Source organism: Cytobacillus sp. FSL K6-0129 (genome assembly GCF_038007625.1).
GTDB lineage: Bacteria > Bacillota > Bacilli > Bacillales > Cytobacillaceae > Cytobacillus > Cytobacillus kochii.
On sequence record NZ_JBBOXM010000001.1, the window covers coordinates 1,737,934 to 1,757,086 of the forward strand.

15 protein-coding genes and 1 riboswitch are annotated in these 19,153 nt (G+C 36.9%); of the genes, 1 reads left to right on the top strand and 14 read right to left on the bottom strand.

What is annotated here, in order from left to right; translation table 11 throughout:
* Positions 1–29: 29 nt before the first annotated feature.
* From MHI57_RS08545 to zapA, 13 genes are all read right to left on the bottom strand, one after another.
* On the bottom strand, positions 30–1,259 hold the full coding sequence (locus MHI57_RS08545) for an aspartate kinase (protein WP_095372348.1): 1,230 nt from the start codon (positions 1,257–1,259) through the stop codon (positions 30–32).
* 154 nt (positions 1,260–1,413) lie between these two features.
* A riboswitch (Lysine riboswitch) is annotated at positions 1,414–1,594 on the bottom strand.
* A 69-nt stretch (positions 1,595–1,663) separates the two neighbouring features.
* Positions 1,664–3,436: an excinuclease ABC subunit UvrC gene (gene uvrC / locus MHI57_RS08550; RefSeq protein WP_095372347.1), complete on the bottom strand. Its 1,773-nt coding sequence runs from the start codon at positions 3,434–3,436 to the stop codon at positions 1,664–1,666.
* A 142-nt stretch (positions 3,437–3,578) separates the two neighbouring features.
* Positions 3,579–3,896, bottom strand: a complete 318-nt coding sequence (gene trxA / locus MHI57_RS08555) for a thioredoxin (RefSeq protein ID WP_095372346.1) — start codon at positions 3,894–3,896, stop codon at positions 3,579–3,581.
* A 230-nt stretch (positions 3,897–4,126) separates the two neighbouring features.
* Positions 4,127–5,104 (bottom strand): electron transfer flavoprotein subunit alpha/FixB family protein, encoded by a 978-nt coding sequence (locus tag MHI57_RS08560; protein ID WP_340975837.1) that lies wholly within the window; start codon positions 5,102–5,104, stop codon positions 4,127–4,129.
* 39 nt (positions 5,105–5,143) lie between these two features.
* On the bottom strand, positions 5,144–5,917 hold the full coding sequence (locus tag MHI57_RS08565; protein ID WP_095372344.1) for an electron transfer flavoprotein subunit beta/FixA family protein: 774 nt from the start codon (positions 5,915–5,917) through the stop codon (positions 5,144–5,146).
* Positions 5,918–6,128: 211 nt separating this feature from the next.
* Positions 6,129–6,902 (bottom strand): enoyl-CoA hydratase, encoded by a 774-nt coding sequence (locus MHI57_RS08570; protein WP_340975838.1) that lies wholly within the window; start codon positions 6,900–6,902, stop codon positions 6,129–6,131.
* Positions 6,903–6,930: 28 nt separating this feature from the next.
* A complete protein-coding gene (locus MHI57_RS08575) occupies positions 6,931–7,515 on the bottom strand; it encodes a TetR/AcrR family transcriptional regulator (protein WP_340975840.1) in 585 nt (194 codons plus the stop codon).
* Between the two features lie 234 nt (positions 7,516–7,749).
* On the bottom strand, positions 7,750–9,456 hold the full coding sequence (locus MHI57_RS08580) for an AMP-binding protein (RefSeq protein ID WP_322909656.1): 1,707 nt from the start codon (positions 9,454–9,456) through the stop codon (positions 7,750–7,752).
* Between the two features lie 380 nt (positions 9,457–9,836).
* Positions 9,837–10,244 carry a DUF350 domain-containing protein gene (locus tag MHI57_RS08585; RefSeq protein WP_095372340.1) on the bottom strand — a complete coding sequence of 136 codons (408 nt, stop codon included), beginning with the start codon at positions 10,242–10,244 and terminating at the stop codon, positions 9,837–9,839.
* A gap of 76 nt (positions 10,245–10,320) precedes the next feature.
* Positions 10,321–12,678, bottom strand: a complete 2,358-nt coding sequence (locus MHI57_RS08590) for an endonuclease MutS2 (protein WP_340975848.1) — start codon at positions 12,676–12,678, stop codon at positions 10,321–10,323.
* 40 nt (positions 12,679–12,718) lie between these two features.
* Entirely contained in the window at positions 12,719–14,437 is a 1,719-nt protein-coding gene (gene polX, locus MHI57_RS08595) for a DNA polymerase/3'-5' exonuclease PolX (RefSeq protein ID WP_340975850.1), read from the bottom strand.
* A gap of 171 nt (positions 14,438–14,608) precedes the next feature.
* Positions 14,609–15,148 carry a CvpA family protein gene (locus MHI57_RS08600; RefSeq protein ID WP_095372338.1) on the bottom strand — a complete coding sequence of 180 codons (540 nt, stop codon included), beginning with the start codon at positions 15,146–15,148 and terminating at the stop codon, positions 14,609–14,611.
* 8 nt (positions 15,149–15,156) lie between these two features.
* Complete coding sequence (gene zapA, locus MHI57_RS08605) at positions 15,157–15,417, bottom strand: cell division protein ZapA (protein WP_095373635.1); 261 nt, start codon at positions 15,415–15,417, stop codon at positions 15,157–15,159.
* A gap of 116 nt (positions 15,418–15,533) precedes the next feature.
* Between zapA and rnhC the strand changes: the two genes are divergently transcribed.
* Positions 15,534–16,478, top strand: a complete 945-nt coding sequence (gene rnhC / locus MHI57_RS08610) for a ribonuclease HIII (protein ID WP_322909659.1) — start codon at positions 15,534–15,536, stop codon at positions 16,476–16,478.
* A gap of 253 nt (positions 16,479–16,731) precedes the next feature.
* Here the strand turns inward: rnhC and pheT are convergent, their stop codons facing one another.
* Positions 16,732–19,146 carry a phenylalanine--tRNA ligase subunit beta gene (pheT, locus tag MHI57_RS08615; RefSeq protein ID WP_340975853.1) on the bottom strand — a complete coding sequence of 805 codons (2,415 nt, stop codon included), beginning with the start codon at positions 19,144–19,146 and terminating at the stop codon, positions 16,732–16,734.
* Positions 19,147–19,153: the final 7 nt, after the last annotated feature.

Genomic DNA, 19,153 nt, shown 5'->3' on the forward strand with positions numbered 1-19,153 from the left:
TTTCCTATCTTATACTACTGCTAGCTCATTTAATTTTTTATTAAATCCCCAGCTAAATTAAACGTTTGATGTAAAGCTTGAGCAGCATTTAACATATGCGCTTGGTCGATCACAGCCGAGACCTTTATTTCAGATGTACTGACCATCTTTACAACGATGTTATTAGCAGCTAATACATTAAACATCTCAGCTGCTACTCCAGGATTTGAAATCATTCCTGAACCGACAATCGAGATTTTCGCCAATTGTGATTCCCATTCAATCTGATCATAACTTAATGCTTCTCGATTTTTTTCTAGTATTTTTACAGTCTCTGTAAGATCTTGGTTTTTAATTGAAAAAGATAAGCCTGATGATTTATCATCTGTAATACTTTGTATAATAATATCAACATTTATATGTTCTTTCGCCAAGAGTGAAAAGATGGATGAAAGGCTTATTAAAGGGTCTTTAATCCCTAGTACAGATACCCTTGTAATATCATCTTCAAAAGCAACCCCTCTAACAACTAAGTTCTCTTCCATTTCCGCAACCTCCTCTATAATTGTACCTTCTTCTCGTTCCATACTAGAACGTACTTCAAGCTTTACATTGTAATTTTTTGCAAACTCAACTGCTCTTGGATGTAGAACGCCTGCACCAAGATTAGCTAATTCAAGCATTTCATCGTATGAGATAGATGGAAGCTTTCTTGCATTTTTTATATAGCGTGGATCAGTTGTGAATACACCTGTTACATCGGTGTATATATCACATTTGTCCGCTTTTAATACTGCTGCAAGAGCTACGGCTGTTGTATCAGAGCCACCCCGACCTAATGTCGTTATTTGGCCAGTCTCACTTAAACCTTGAAAACCCGCTACGATAACAATTCTCCCTTTCTTTAACTCTTGTGAAACAGGTTTTGTGTCAATATCAGTGATTCTTGCGTCACCATGTACTGATTCCGTTTTAATCCCTGCTTGCCAGCCCGTATAGGAAGTTGCCTCATAACCTTTTGAATTTAGTGCAATTGTTAATAAAGAGATCGTAACTTGCTCACCTGTAGATAACAACATATCCATTTCTCTCTTACTCGGAGCGGGTGATAATTCTTTTGCCATACCAACTAATTGATCAGTCGTTTTGCCCATAGCCGACACAACAACAACGATATCATTACCATTATTTTTTTCTTCAATGACACGGTTGGCTACATTTTGAATATGATCAACCGAGCCTACGGAGGTTCCACCAAATTTTTGTACAATTAAGCCCACTTTTCTCCCCTACTTTCAAGTCATTCGTTTTTATTCCCTGCCGCCTGTATGTACAACCAACACATTTCTACCCATATTCGGCATAAAAAAAAGCAATGAGATGAAACCCATCCCATTGCTGTGTAGTCAAACGTATGAACAATCTACGTACACACAGTGAGATAGCCCTCCAAGACAGATAGTCTTGACAATCCTGCATTTATTCAATGCAGAACCAGCGAAGAAAATATTGAGTCTTTCTTCACTTCGGCGAATATTCCCTTTCAAAGTCCTTCAAACGAAGCTCAATCTTCTAAGGAACTTTTACTAATGAAACTCGCACCTCTACCTTCACTTTCAAGTTAAAAAGTGATTTGATATAAAGTTAAAAACACTATACCATATTTGTTTTTTTCAGACAATGTCTATTCATGTAACTTTTCATAAAGTTCTTGTGCAACTTTTAATGGTAAGCCAGATTCCCTAAGGTCTTCTACACTAGCTGATTTCATTTTTTTTACAGAACCAAAATCTTTTAATAACTGCTTTTTTCTTTTTTCCCCAATACCATCAATTTCATCAAGAAGTGACTGAAATGCACTCTTTCCACGAACTTGTCTATGAAATGTAATCGCAAATCGATGCACTTCATCTTGAATACGTTGTAATAAATAAAATTCCTGGCTATTTCGAGCGAGGGGAATGATCATTAATGGATTTCCATAAAGAAGTTGAGATGTTTTATGCTTATCATCTTTGACTAATCCTGCTAGTGGAATATCTAAACCGAGTTCATTCTCAAGCACATCTCGAACGACTTCAACATGTCCTTTTCCACCATCAATGATAATTAAATCAGGTAGGGGTAGCCCTTCTTTTAAAACCCGGCTATATCTCCGTCTCGTCACTTCCCTCATAGATTCATAATCATCTGGTCCTTTAACTGACTTAATCTTATATTTCCGATACTCCCTTTTTGCAGGCTTACCATCGATAAAGACAATCATTGCTGAGACAGCATCGGTACCCTGGATATTGGAGTTATCAAAAGCTTCAATGCGATAGGGTGTGTAAATTCCTAGCTCCTCACCTAAGCTTTCTATTGCATTCACCGTTCTTTTCTCATCACGTTCAATAAGCGAGAATTTTTCTTTTAAAGCAATCTTTGCATTTTTATAGGCAAGTTTCACTAGTTCTTTTTTTCTCCCTCTTTGAGGAATAAATATTTTTACATCCAAAAGCTGCTCAGCCATCGTCACATCAACAGAGTCTGGCAAGTAAATTTCCTTTGGTTTAAAATGATTAGCTTGTTCATAAAAACGGCCGAGATAGGTGAGCATCTCTTCTTCAGGCTCATTATAGATTGGAAACATAGATACATCTCTTTCAATAAGTTTCCCTTGCCTAATAAAAAATACTTGTACACACATCCAACCCTTATCAACCGCATAAGCAAACACATCTCGGTCAGTAAAATCCGTCATTGTAATCTTTTGTTTTTCCATCGTCGTTTCTATATGGATAATTTTATCTCTGAAATCCTTTGCTTTCTCAAACTCTAGCGCTGCGGACGCTTCTTCCATTTTCGTTGAAAGTTCTTTTTTGATTTCTTTATAACCACCATTTAAGAAACGAGTAATCTCATCTGTCATTTGTTTGTATGTGTCAGATTTTACTTCATTTACACAAGGAGCTAGACATTGTCCGATATGGTAGTATAGACAAACTCTATCTGGTAAGGTGTTACATTTTCTTAAAGGATAAAGGCGATCTAATAATCTTTTTGTTTCATTGGCCGCCTGCACATTTGGATATGGCCCAAAATATTTCCCTTTGTCTTTTTTTACTTTTCTCGTGGTAATTAATCTCGGATGTCTTTCATTTGTTAATTTAATAAAAGGATAACTTTTATCATCCTTTAGCATGACATTATATTTGGGATCATGCTTTTTAATTAAATTTAACTCTAATAATAACGCTTCCATATCGGAAGAGGTCACGATATATTCAAAATCGTCAATTTCATTTACAAGCCTTAATGTCTTTCCATCATGTGAACCGGTAAAATAGGACTTAACCCGATTACGAAGCACTTTCGCCTTACCGACATAAATAATTGTCCCTTGGCGATCTTTCATTAAATAACAACCTGGTTGAGCTGGTAATAAAGGTAATTTATTTTTTATATTATCATTCATAGTTAGCTGTCACATCCATACCTAAAAAGAATATCATTGCAGGAGGAAACCATACCCTTCTTACTGATTTTGCCATACTTGTACTGTAAAAAAAACCCCGATCTTCTAAAAGTAGAAGCCGGGGTTTGTTTTATGGTACTTCTTATGCACCATGTTTTTGAAGCAATTCAACTAATGCTTCTTTCGGTTGGAAACCAACCACTTTATCTACTTCTGCACCATCTTTAAACACGATGAGAGTCGGGATGCTCATAACTCCAAATTTACCAGCAGTTTCTTGGTTATCGTCAACATCAAGTTTAACGATTTTTACTTTATCTCCCATTTCTCCATCAATTTCCTCAAGAACTGGTCCAATCATTTTACAAGGTCCGCACCATGGTGCCCAGAAGTCTGCAAGTACAAGACCTGAACCAGTTTCAGCAGTAAAGTTTTGATCTGTTGCATGTGTGATAGCCATAATATTTATATCCTCCTAATAAATAACTAAAAAATCTTATCGAAAGTATATCATCGATTAATAATGGATGCTATTATTTTGCTCGTATAGATTACCCATTTTTTTATTGTATCATACTGAACCTTTAAAAAGGATTCAATGTCTATATTATTCAACATTAATCTTTTTGCCAACATAGTAAAGAAGCGAGTAGTAAAATTCTACCCGCTCATATCAGATGTAAACGAAAATTATGCATTTACAAGTAATTCTTTAAACTCTTTTGTTAGTAATGGAAGGACTTCGAATAAGTCGCCCACAATACCATAATCCGCTACTTTAAAAATATTCGCTTCTGGATCTTTGTTGATGGCAACAATAATCTTTGAATTGGACATCCCAGCTAAATGTTGAATCGCACCAGATATACCGCAAGCGATATAAAGGTCAGGTGTAACTACTTTACCTGTTTGGCCGATTTGAAGTGAGTAATCACAGTAGTCTGCATCGCATGCGCCACGTGAAGCTCCAACAGCACCACCAAGGACATCTGCCAATTCTTTTAACGGCTCGAAACCTTCTTCACTTTTCACACCGCGTCCACCAGCAACAATGACTTTCGCTTCAGAAAGGTCTACACCTTCTGTTGCTTTTCGTACAACTTCCTTGATGACTTGACGCAAGTTTTTAACTTCTACAGATAAAGATGAAACATCTCCATTTCTACTTTCATCTTTTTCAAGTGGTGCAATGTTATTAGGACGAATAGTAGCGAAAAGAAGTCCATCTGTTACAATTTTCTTTTCAAATGCTTTTCCAGAGTAAATCGGACGAGTAAAGACTAAGTTACCACCCTCAACTTCTAGCTCTGTTACATCAGAGATAAGACCGGATTCTAACTTTGCCGCAATCTTCGGTGCAAGATCTTTACCTTGAGCAGTATGTCCGAAAATAATTCCTTCAGGATCTTCTTGATCAATAACGGCAAGTAAGGCTTGAGAATAACCGTCAGATGTATATTGTTTTAACAGTTCATCCTCAACTGTTACCACTCGGTCAGCTCCATACTGAATGAATTCAGCTCCTAAAGCGCTTACAGAATCACCAAATAATACACCTACAACTTCTCCACCTTCAGCAGATGTTTTTGCTGCAGCAACTGCTTCAAAAGAAACATTTCGCAATGAACCTTCTCTTACTTCACCTAATACTAAAACTTTTCTAGCCATTATTATACCCCCAACGTTTTTATTCTTTTATGCTCACTATTAGACAACTTTTGCTTCGTTATGAAGTAGACTGACTAATTCTTTTACTTGATCCTCTAATTCACCTTCAAGCACTTTTCCAGCTTCTTTTTTCGGTGGTAGGGAAATTTCAATTGTCTTTGTTTTCGCTTCTACATCATCTTCGTCTAAATCAAGATCGTCTAATTCAATTTCGTCTAAAGGTTTTTTCTTTGCTTTCATAATCCCTGGTAAAGAAGGGTAGCGCGGTTCATTTAAACCTTGTTGTGCAGTGACAAGTAATGGTAGAGAAGTCTCAATTACTTCAGAATCACCTTCTACATCACGAACAACTGTAGCTGTTGTACCTTCAATATCTAACTTAGTGATGGTTGTGATATAAGGAATAGCTAATAACTCCGCTACGCGTGGGCCAACTTGACCTGATCCACCATCGATTGCTACATTCCCACCAATAATCAAATCAACCTCTTTATCTTTAAGGAATTCAGCTAAAATTTTTGAAGTCGTAAACTGATCTCCTTCTTCAACGTCATCTTCTGTATTAATCAGTACTGCTTTATCAGCACCCATCGCTAATGCTGTACGAAGTTGTTTCTCGGCTTCTTCTGTCCCTACAGAAACAACCGTTACTTCACCACCATGTTCATCACGAACTTGGATTGCTTCCTCAATTGCGTATTCATCGTAAGGGTTGATGATGAATTCTGCTCCATCTTCATTAATTTTACCGCCTGAAATCGTGATCTTTTCTTCTGTATCAAATGTTCTTTTCATTAGTACATAGATGTTCATGGTTTCGCCTCCTAATTTTACAAACATTCCATTGCTTCATAAGATTTTGACAAATAAAACTAAATTGTTGACTGAGCGTATGCTCAGTCTTACAATAACCTATTCCCAAAAATGCTTTTCAAATCGATTATTATTTAACAATTTAAATTATTAAATCTATTATAATAGATTATAAACAAAATTGGTAATGAAAACGTTTATATTTAAAAAATTATTTTCCTGAGAAAACTGGATTTCGCTTTTCAACAAAAGCAGAAATACCTTCCTTTGCATCCTCACTTACGAAAACTTGACCAAAAAGTTCTGCTTCCTTTTTCACCCCATCATAATAACGGTTGGATTTACTATAATTCAGTAATTCTAATGTTGCACCGACAGATACTGGGCTCTTTTTGGCGATTTTTTGTGCCATTGAATAGGCATTTTCTAACAGCTTTTCTTCAGGGTAAGCATGATTGGCTAAACCGAGTTGTACAGCTTCTAACCCCGTAATTGGATCACTCGTTAAAATCATTTCAGCTGCTTTTGCCGTTCCAACAAAACGAGGTAATCGTTGTGTACCAGCAAACCCAGGAATTAATCCAAGCTGCAATTCTGGTAGTCCCATTTTTGTATTCTCAGCAACTAAGCGAATATGACAACTCATTGCAAGTTCCAAACCTCCACCTAAAGCTGCACCATGAAGGGCTGCAATAATAGGTTTCTTGAAGGTTTCTATTCTCTCAAAGAGCCCTTGTCCATTTTCTGCTAGATGTGAGAAACCTTCACCACTTTCGATAGAAGTAAATTCCTTAATATCTGCTCCAGCAGAGAAGAAGTGGCCTTCTCCATGAATGAGGATCACCCTAATTTCTTGGTTTGGCTCAATCTGATCCAGTACTTCACCTAACTCCTCAATCAACCCAGATGATAGTGCATTGGCAGGAGGGCGATTAATGGTAATTGTTGCAACTTCATTATCAATCTTCCAATTTAAGTATTCCACTTTTTCTTACCTCCATTATTATTTTTAATTATTGGCTTTTGCACCCACTGATTAAAAGACGATGAACTTCGGGCGCTAACGCAGTTAAATCGTATTTTTGATCATTCATCACCCATGTTGTTGCAGTTTCATCCATTGTCCCAAAGATCATCTGTCTAGCTAATCGGACATCGAGATTACTAGCAAACTCACCCATTTTTTTTCCTTCGAGTAAGATTGAATCGATTAAGCCTAAATAACCTTTTAAGATTGCATTAATTTTTTGCCGTAAATCGATATTCGATTGCCTTAGTTCTAATTGTGTCACGATAGCTAAATGTTTGTCTTGAGATAAAATATGAAAGTGGGTTTCGACCATCATTAATAACTTCTCTGCTGCTCTTACTTTTCCTGCTATTTTCTCCTCAATCATTTCAACAAAGTGACCCATTTTGTTTTCAAAGAGGGAAATTAAGATATCTTCTTTGTTCTTAAAATATAAATAAATCGTCCCATCAGCCACGCCTGCCTGTTTGGCAATCTTTGAAACTTGTGATTGATGGTAGCCATTCTCAGCAATGACTATCACTGCCGCATCAATAATCTGTCTGTATTTTGGTTTGTTCTTCTTCAAAATCATTCTCCCCCTATATTACTCTTGCTCCTAACAAAGAGTATACCGGAATGGAGATACTCGTTTCCACCTAATCAACAGAACAACCATTCCGAATGATAAAAATGAATGAATAGTCATTCATAAAATTATATTATTATCTAATGATTGTTCTGTCAAGAAACTTTGCATAATTATTATGTTTTTAAGGTGGACAAGCTCTAGGTTTCAAAAAGAATGAGCCACTTGGCCCGATTATTTGATCGCCTCATTTTGCTCTTCAGCAAATTTCTTTTTATCTTCCTCAATTAAAGCTCTTCTCAGTATTTTTCCTACTGCTGTTTTAGGTAGTTCCTCACGAAATTCATAAATTCTCGGTACCTTATAAGCAGCTAAGTGTTTTCTAGCAAACTCATTTAATTCATCTTCTGTAATATGGACACCCTCTTTTTTAACAATATAAGCTTTAACTGTTTCTCCTCGGTAAGGGTGGGGCACGCCAGCTGCTACTACTTCCTGGACTGCTTCATGCTCATATAACACTTCTTCTATCTCTCTTGGATAAATATTAAATCCACCGGCGATAATCATATCTTTCTTGCGGTCAACCACATAAAAATAACCATTTTCATCCATATACCCTAAATCCCCTGTTAATAACCAGCCGTCTTTTAATGTTTGTTCCGTATCATCTGGACGGTTCCAATAGCCTTTCATGACTTGTGGACCTTTTACACAAATCTCTCCAATTTCACCAACAGGTAAAAATTCGCCATTTTCAGTAGACATAATTTTTGCATCAGTGTCTGGCCAAGGAATCCCAATACTTCCCTTTACTCTCGGTTCATCCCAAAGGAAATTAGCATGTGTCACAGGTGAAGACTCTGTTAGCCCATACCCTTCTACTAATTTACCGCCAGTGATTTCTTCAAATTTTTGTTGGACCTCAACAGGTAGTGCCGCTGATCCACTGATACAGGAATCGATGGAAGAAAGGTCAAATTCTTTAATTTTAGGGTGATTCAATAATCCAATATAAATGGTCGGAGCACCTGGGAAAAGTGTTGGCTTTTGCTTCTGAATGGTCTTCAAGGTTGTTTCAACATCAAACTTTGGTAGTAAAACCATTTTGTTAGCTTCCATAATTGTTAAGATCATAACAGTTGTCATACCATATACATGGAAAAATGGCAATATCCCTAGAATAACCTCTTCGCCCTTTTTCGTTTGATATAACCATGCTTTACACATTGCAGCATTGGATACTAAATTTTTGTGGGTAAGCATAACTCCTTTCGGAAATCCAGTCGTCCCACCTGTATATTGTAATAGTGCTAAATCTTCATTGAATTCTATATCATATGTTTGAACTGGTCTTGCTTCACCTTTTAATATTTCTGTTAATAAGTGATAATTGCCTTCATGTCTGACATTGACTGATAAGCCATATTGCTTTTTCTGAATAAATGGATACACAATATTTTTTGGAAATGGTAAAAAGTCCTTGATAGCGGTTACAATTACATGTTTCAATTCTGTTTGAGGTAGTATTTTAGTCACTCTCGGAAAAAGTATATCCATTGTGATAATCGCAATCGCTCCTGAATCCTTCATTTGGAATTCAAGTTCTCTTTCCATATAAAGTGGATTTGTTTGGACCACCACTCCTCCTGCGAATAGAACACCATAATAACTTATGACTGACTGCGGGGTATTAGGTAACATGATAGCGACTCGATCGCCTTTCGTTATTCCGATACTTTGCAGGTAGCCTGCAACTTTTAGAGCGGATTCATAGACATAACGATACGTAAATTCTTTCCCCATAAAGTGTATGGCTTTTTTTTCAGGGAACTCATTTGCGGCAGCAACTAAAAACTCCTGAACAGGCTGTTCTGGATAGGCAAGTGTTGATGGGATTTCATTAGGGTACAGCTTCAGCCACGGTTTTTCTTCAGACATTTACGACCCTCCCCAAATATTATATTTTTAGAACATTTAAAATTGTTCACTTTTTATTATAATATACACTTGTAAGCAAGACAAATGAAATTATATAAATCTGTGCCTTATTTCCTAAAGATGCCTCTTTATCTTATGCTAAATAGCACAAACCATAGCCACCATGAGGGAAGGAGAAAAGTTGTATGAGTAAATAAAGTATGGCGCTCTTTGACTTAAAAAAAACTAGACAACCATTCGTTGTATTCCACATACGAATAATTGTCTAAATCTAATTAATGAATCAATTCCTTTATATCATAAAGATGACGCCCGCTAAGATAAATAATACGCATAATACAAGTAATATTTTTGCTAATCTCTCCATTCAATTACGCTCCCTAAGATATGCTCGCACCAATAATATAAGAAATTCCGATAGATAATATCATAGATATCAGTCCAACAGCAATATTATTATTTTGTATTTCATCATCTACTTTTATTTTCGGACTCATGAATTCAAAAACAAAATAAGCGACTAACAATAAAATAAAACCGAACACACCCCAACCAATCATGACAAGTAAATGATCATTATGCATAATCGAATGACGAAACACATTTGCTATCCCAAAAATCTTACCACCTGTAGCCATTGCCACAGCAACATTTCCTTTTTTAATCTCTTCCCAATTCTTATATTTCGTTACAAGCTCAAATACTGCTAAAAAGACAATCATACATAGAATAACCACACTAAAGTAGGCAGCGGTATGAACAAATTCATTTTCCCAAAACTGATTCATTTTATGTTCTCCCCAAAAATTTTTAATGAATTCTTTTTGTGCTTACATGTTTTTTCATCCATGTGTAAGATAATCGCTATTTAAATTCTACCACAGTCACACCAGTTCCACCTTCACCAGCTTCCCCAAAACGAATAGATTTGACCGAACGGTGATTTCGTAAATACTCTTGCACACCTTGCCTTAGAGCACCCGTGCCTTTTCCGTGAATGATAGACACGCGCGGATAACCTGCTAGAAGAGCATCATCAATATATTTCTCGACTCTCAAAAGAGCGTTTTCATATCTTTCGCCTCTGAGGTCAAGCTCCAAACTAACATGATAATCTTTTCCTTTTACAGTTGCCATTGGTTTTGTTTCCACCGGCTTAGTTGTTTTAATAAACTCTAAATCTTTTTCTTCCACCTTCATTTTTAAAATGCCGATTTGGACACTCCATTCCTTTTCAGCTAGTTTTTCTAATAGCTGGCCTTTTTGACCGAAACTTAATACCTTTACTTCATCTCCAGGCTGGAATTGATGAGTTTGATTTGCACTTTTTTTCTTTTGCTTCTTCACTATTTCAGGTGCGGCGTCAGATAGACGTTTTCTTGCTTCAATCAGTTCATGCTCTTTAACTTCTGCATGCTTTTCTATGCGCATTTGTCTAAGTTCGCTAATAATGCTTTCTGCTTCTTCTTTCGCTTTCTCTACAATAGATGCGGCTTCTTCCTTTGCTTTTTGTTCTAGCCCATCTTTTTCTTCATAGTAGGAAACCATTTGTTTTTGCAAATCTTTATGAAGCTTCTCAGCGTTTTTTAATAATGCATATGCTTCTTCACGCTCTGCCTCCGCTTGCTTTTTACTACTTTCCAATGAGGCAATCATATTTTCTACTTTGTTACTATCAGCACTTATATATTCCTTGGCATTGGTAATTACACTTTCATTTAAACCAAGTCGTCCTGAAATTTCAAAAGCATTACTGCGACCAGGAACGCCAATCAATAATTTATAAGTAGGACTCAACGTTTCTACATTAAATTCAACACTGGCATTTACAACCCCCTCACGATTGTAACCATAGGCTTTTAACTCGGGATAATGGGTTGTTGCAATGACTTTAGCTCCTCTGTTATACACTTCATCTAAAATAGAAATGGCTAAAGCTGCCCCTTCTTGCGGGTCTGTTCCTGCACCTAATTCATCAAAAAGGACTAAACTATTACCGTCCACTTTTTCTAAAATATCAACTATATTGACCATATGTGACGAGAAAGTACTTAAACTCTGTTCAATTGACTGTTCATCACCGATATCAGCATAAACAGCGCCAAATACCGCTACTTCTGACCCGTCTAAAGCAGGAATTTGTAGTCCTGCCTGTGCCATCAATGTAGAAAGACCAACTGTTTTTAATGTGACTGTCTTACCACCTGTATTCGGTCCCGTAATAACGATGGAAGAATAGGTTTCTCCCATCGTTATATCGTTCGCTACGACTTCATTGGCTGGAATCAATGGATGACGAGCTTTGAAAAGCCTAATATGACCTTTGTCGTTTACAGATGGTTTACTTGCCTTTATGCTCTTTCCATATCTTGCTTTTGTGAACATAAAATCCATTTCACCTAAAACATAAACAATAGTTTGTAGTTCATTATTATACTCATTCGTTAATAATGATAGCTGAATCAGGATCTTCTCAATTTCTTGCTGCTCTTTTACCCTGATATTTTGTAATTCATTATTTAGTTGGACAATAGACTGTGGTTCTATAAATAATGTCTGCCCAGAAGAACTTTGATCATGAATAATACCACCATAATGACCACGATATTCTTGTTTAACAGGAATAACGAAACGATCATTACGAATAGTAATAATCGCATCAGAAAGCATTTTCTGTGCGCTGGACGAACGAATCATTGATTCTAATTTATCTCGTACCCGACTCTCTCTCGTTCTTAATTGTGTCCTTAATTGGCGTAAGTTTTCACTCGCACTATCAAGTACATCTCCATTTTCGTCAATGCTATTTCTAATCGCCGTTTCTAGCTCAGCTAGAACAATGATTTTTTCGCTATAGCTGAACAAGATTGGTATTTCATTTTCTTCTTCATCAGCAAAATCTTCAATGAAACGCTTCATTTGTCGACTTACATGAATCGTACTGGCTATTTGCATCAGTTCATGGGGACTCAACATTGCACCAATCTTTGTTCGTTTTAAGTGAGGAGTAATGTCAAAAATCCCCCCTAAAGGTACACTACCTCTCATACGTAACACTTGAGCTGCTTCATCCGTTTCGTTTTGCAACTTAATCACTTCGGAAAAATCTGTTGACGGTACTAAATCTTCCGCTTTTTTCTTCCCAAGGCTTGAGGACACATAGGTTAAAAGCTGTTCTTTCACTTTATGAAATTCGAGCATTTTCAAAATTCTATCTTGCATGAAGTAATCCCCCTTCATTTTCCGTATCTATCCGCTCTCTTTACTTACGATTCTTTAAAAACTGTAATAAATCATCGGCTTCAAATGTATTAAGCACCGTATCTTTTAATAACCATGCTTTTTTTGCTGCTGATACACCCACTTCCATATGATCGAGTGTTTCTGTTTTATGAGCATCCGTATTAATGACAATCTTCACATTAGATTCTTGTGCTAATTTTAATGCTTCTGTTGCAAGGTCTAACCGATTCGGGTTAGCATTTAATTCAAGTACCGTATTGGTTTCTTTTGCTAATGCAATTAATTTCTCAATGTTGACTGCATAACCATCCCGTCTCCCAATCAACCGCCCTGTCGGATGAGCAATAATATCAACATGTGGGTTTCTCATCGCATTTTCTAATCGGTGCATGATTTGCTCTTCTGATTGTGAAAAAGCTGAATGAATAGAAGCAATAACAATATCCATCTCTTTCAACACATCATCTTCATAATCTAGGGAACCATCCGGTAAAATATCCATTTCTATCCCCGACAAAACTTGAAAATCATCATATTTTTCATTGATTTCGTGAATGATTTCTTTTTGTTTTAATAACCGTTCTTTTGTTAATCCATTCGCTACTTTTAAATATTGCGAATGATCCGTAATAGCCATATAACGATAACCCTTTGTGCGACAGGCAGCAATCATCTCTTCAATTGAATTAGCACCATCACTCCATGTTGTATGCATATGAAGATCGCCCTTGATATCTTCGTTTTCTATAAGTGGCGTGTTTGCAGTATATGTCTCAACTTCCTTACCATCTTCACGAATTTCAGGAGGAAACAAAGGTAATTTAAAATGAGCATAAAAATCTTCTTCTGTTTGGAACGTTTTAATCGTTCCTTTTTCTATATCTTCTACACCATACTCACTGATTTTTTCTCCCCGTTCCTTCGCCAATTGACGCATACGAACATTATGGTCTTTAGAACCGGTAAAATGGTGAAGTGTAGAAGCAAACTCTTCAGGAGTTACAATTCTAAAATCAACAGAGACATCATATTTTTCTGCAAGCACTACAGAAACTTTTGTTTCTCCTGCCGCAATCACTTCTTTAATCTCACCTATTTGTAAAAGCTGTTCTTTCACTGAAGCAGGAACCGTTGTTGAAATAATAAAGTCCAAATCTTTAATCGTTTCTCTCATTCTTCTAATACTACCTGCTCGAGAAAAATGGTCGATATCTATAAATGAAGATAGAAATCCTTCAATTTTCTCAGCAATCGGTAGCATAAAAGCAAGAGGCAAGCGTTCCGGTCTAGTACCCACATTAGCTAATGCTTCGAGAATTTTTTCTTCTGTTTTCTTTCCAAATCCGGCTAAAGCTTGTACTTGATGATCATTACAAGCTGTCCTTAAATCTTCAGCATTCTTAACCCCAAGCTCTTTATACAATTTAGCAATTTTTTTACCACCTAAACCCGGCAATTGCAAAAGTGGAATCAAACCTGCTGGTACTTCCTTCTTTAATTCATCAAGTGCACTAGTTGTGCCTTCTTCTACAAACTCTGTGATAACTGCAGAAGTACCCTTACCAATACCAGGTAACTTCGTATAATCCTCTATTTCATCCAACGTTAAATCACTTGTCTCTAACGCCGTTGCTGCTTTACGAAAGGCAGCCGTTTTAAAAGGGTTCTCGCCCTTTAACTCCATATAAATAGCAATCGTTTCTAATAAATGAACAACATCCTTTTTATTAATTGTCATAAGTGTATCGCCTCATTTACATTCATATTTTCTTAGTCTTTCCCGTTTTCTTACTACCTATAAAATCATACAATATTTCCACCGTTCCAGACAGTCCGCCTCTTATTGGTGACCTATCAAAAAAAAGATTGGCTTTAAATAAAGAAAACTTCTCTTCCTAAGGTAGAGAAGTTAAGAAGCTACATAATCAATCCATAACTCTTTTATCTGCTGGGAAAACACTGGTGTGTGCTCAATAATAAAGTTTGCCATAAACGAGCCGTCTAGAGTTGACTGCACACTATCTATTGGTAATAATGCTGCTATGTATAATAAGATAAACATGATAAGATAAACTTCTATAAATCCTAAAATACTTCCAGCCCAACTGTTTAATTGTTTTAATATCGGAAAACTTGCGAGAAAATCTAGCATACTGCCGATAATTTGTAATACAATCTTAACTGCAAAGAAAATGATTGCAAATGCAATTGCGCGATAATAAGCTGTCTCTAAGTCTGTGTTACCTAAAATCGTTTCAAGCTGTGAATTCCCGAAGTTCGGATATGGAATCCATAAGGTTAATTTAGGAGCTAAAGGCTCATAGTATAGTCTTGCCACAACGAAGGCGACAATAAAGCCTAATAGATGGATAGCTTGAAGAATTAATCCTCTTCGTAGACCTATGAAAAACCCGAAGATTAACATGATAATAATGGCAAGATCAAGCATAATTCGTGTCAGTCCTTTACTCTATTTAATTCTTCTTTAAGACGTTCTACTTCGTCTTTAAGTTTCAAATAATCGTTCATTGTGTTCACAGCTGTTAAAACAGCAAGTTTACTAATATCGAGCGAAGGATTCTTTGCACTAATATCTCTCATTGTTTCATCCACCATGGATGCAACTAAACGGATGTGGCTGGAGCTCTCCGTGCCGACAATTGTATACGGGATACCATATATATCAACCCTTGTCCGGTTTTTATCAGTATTTGACAACATACAAGCCCCCATTCTGAAGAATCCTAAACATTATCATAACACGAACCATTTTTTGAGGGAAGTCAAAGCTTGTCAAAAAGACAGAGGAATTGTCAAAATAGGAGGAATCAATTATGAGTCAAATAGTATTAAAAAAATCTACAGCAGAACTTCAACTAATGAAAACACATTACCAAGCTCTACTATCACCGAAACAGCCTCCCGGTAGTATTTTCACTGCCAAAACAAACAATTGTACAATTACTGCCTACAAATCAGGTAAAGTATTATTTCAAGGAGCAGGCTGTCAATCAGAAGCTGATAAATGGGGGGGCTCTAATAGCGAAGTCGCACCGAAAAAGAAAGCCAGCTCGCCAAAAGGATCCAAATTACCGGATCATTTTGCATCCCTATCAGTTGTGGGCTCAGATGAAGTTGGGACAGGAGATTACTTTGGACCAATGACTGTAGTAGCAGCTTATGTAAGTGCAACAAACATCCCACTATTAAAAGAGCTTGGCGTGCAAGACTCTAAGAATTTAAATGATCAGAGAATTATCCAAATCGCTAAACAAATTAAAGATGTCATTCCCTTTAGTTTACTTACACTACATAATGAAAAATATAACAACATGCAGCAAAAAGGAATGTCTCAAGGAAAACTAAAAGCTCTCCTTCATAACCAAGCTATTAATAGTGTGCTTGAAAAAATGTCTCCAGAGAAGCCAGACGCCGTCTTAATCGATCAATTTGCTCAAGAAGGAGTATATTATAATTATTTAAAATCTCAAGCCAATATACAAAGAGAAAATGTATATTTCAGTACGAAAGGTGAATCTGTACATATCGCTGTCGCAGCTGCATCAATCCTTGCACGCTATGCGTTTCTCCTTCGTTTCGAGGAATTAAGTAAAAAGGCTGGCTTTCCACTAACAAAAGGTGCCGGCCCTAAGGTTGACGAATGCGGTGCGAAATTAATACATATCCATGGTGAAGATTCTCTAACGCGCTTTGTGAAACTGCATTTTGCTAACACCGATAAAGCAAAAGCTCTTTATATAAAGAAGTATAAAGCATAAAGCAATAGGGCTCCGCTCTTTTATGAAGAGCGGATTTCTACTTTTACTAGCGCCTCTCAAGCTCTCAGCTTGTGTTCTACTTCTAATACAGGGCGCTTCTTCTGGGACCAGTGATTCCTCATCTTACCACTATCTTACTCTTATTTCTTCCTATATTTATAGTCTCTTAAATAGTAATTTTTCTTTTCAACTACACTGTACAAAAAAAGTGATACTACCGAAAAATAACAGTAAGTATCACTTTGATGATTATTTATCCACGAAGGACAGCACCAGTTTTTTCTTCTAATGCTTTTAACACTTTGTCATGGGCTTTTACAACATCTTCATCTGTAAGAGTCCGTTCTGGATCAAAATATTTCAGTGAATAGGCAATTGATTTTTTACCTTCTTCCATTCGATCTCCTTCATATAAATCAAATACATGAACGTCTTTTAGTAATTTGCCGCCTGCTTCACGAATGACAGTACTTAATGCTTGAGCTGTCGTTGTTTGATCGACCACTAAAGCAATATCTCTCGTAATAGATGGGTAACGAGGAATAGCTTCATAGCGTAAAGGTTTAATTTCAGCATGTAATAATTTCTCTAATGATAATTCAAAAACATACGTTTCTTTTAAGTCTAATTCTTTTTCAACATTCGGATGAACTTGACCAATAAACCCTATACTCGTTTCATTTAGAAATACTTCTGCTGAGCGACCTGGATGTAGTCCGTCTTTCTCAAATTTGGCAAACGTGATTTGTTCTAACAAACCAAGTTTACTAAATAATCCTTCTAGAATTCCTTTCAGAACAAAGAAATCAACTGGCTTTTTCTCCCCTTGCCATTGATGTAACTCCCATAAACCTGTAATGGCCGCAGCTAAATGTTCTTTTTCCTCAGGCAACTCATTCTCAGCTGTACGTAAGAAAACAGAGCCTGTTTCGTAAATAGCAGTAGCGTCAATTTGTCTCGCACTATTATATTTAAGGACTTCTAGTAAATGCGGAGTTAAGCTAAGCCGTAACACACTACGCTCTTCACTCATCGGCATCGCAAGCTTAATTGGGTCTCTAGCTTCTAAGGAATAGTTTTGCGCTTTATCTTCACTCGTTAATGAGTAAGTGATGGCTTGATATAATCCCGCCCCTTCCAAGTATTGACGAACGATACGTCGTTTCTTTTGATAAGGCGTTAAACTACCTGCTGAAGCCGTTCCACCGGGCAATGTTGAAGCAAGATTATCGTATCCGTATAGGCGACCCACTTCTTCTACAAGATCCTCTTCTATTGTAATATCACCACGTCTTGTTGGCACTGTTACTGTAATTTCATTCTCTTCAACCACTGTCGTGAATTGCAATCTTTCTAAAATATCTTTTGCTTCACTCACTAGTAACGATGTTCCAAGGACACGATTGATTTTATCAATGGTAATGGTGATAACAGCAGGTTCTACTTTTAACGTGTCAACCTCTACTGATCCCTCTAATACTTCTCCACCTGCGTATTGCGTGAGTAATTGCGCTGCTCTTTCTGCTGCTGGACGAACACGCTGTGGATCAACACCTTTTTCATAACGCGCACTCGCTTCACTCCTTAATCCGTGATCTTTCGAGGACTTTCTAATCGCACCTCCAGTGAAATAAGCTGATTCAAGTAGTACGGTCGTTGTTTCATTACCAACTTCTGAATTCGCTCCACCCATTACACCAGCTAAAGCAACTGGTACTTCCCCATTTGTGATAACTAGGTGATCTGTTGTTAATTCTCTCTCAGCATCATCAAGCGTAGTGATTTTTTCACCTTGGTTGGCACGGCGAACAAGAATCTCTTTCGAACCTAGGCGATCATAATCAAACGCGTGTAAAGGCTGACCGTATTCAAGCAAAATATAGTTCGTAATATCAACAACATTATTATGTGGACGAATACCAGCTGCTGTTAAACGAGCTTGTAACCATAGTGGTGACGGAGCGATTTTTACATTTTTAATTACTTTAGCGACATATAATGGGTTATCATCTGCTGCTTCTACATTTACAGTGATGTAATCAGCGGCTCTCTCAGAAACAGTCTCTACCTTTGGCTGCGGTAACTTCACATCTTTTTCTAAAATAGCAGCGACTTCATAGGCAACACCAAGCATACTTTGGCAATCTGCACGGTTCGGTGTTAACCCTAGTTCTAATACTTGATCATCTCTGTGCAATTGCTCTAATGCATTGGTTCCAAGCTCTGTATCTGCTGGAAACACATAGATACCTTCACTATAATCTTTAGCGACTAGCTTACTTTCAAAGCCTAGTTCTTGAAGAGAACAAATCATACCATTCGAAGCTTCACCACGTAATTTTGCTTTTTTAATTTTAAAATTCCCCGGTAATACTGCACCTACAGTTGCAACTGCTACCTTTTGTCCTTTATCAACATTAGGAGCCCCACAAATGATTTGCACAAGTTCGCCATTGCCAAGGTCTACTTGACAAATATTTAATTTATCAGCACTTGGATGTTTCTCTTTTTCAGATACATAGCCGACGACGACACCCTTAATTCCTTCATCAAGTGTCTCTACACCTTCAACTTCGATTCCGCTCTTTGTGATCTTCTCTGCTAATTCTTCTGGTGTAATCCCAGATAAGTCAACATATTCTTGTAACCATTTATATGAAACGTACATATCGTTG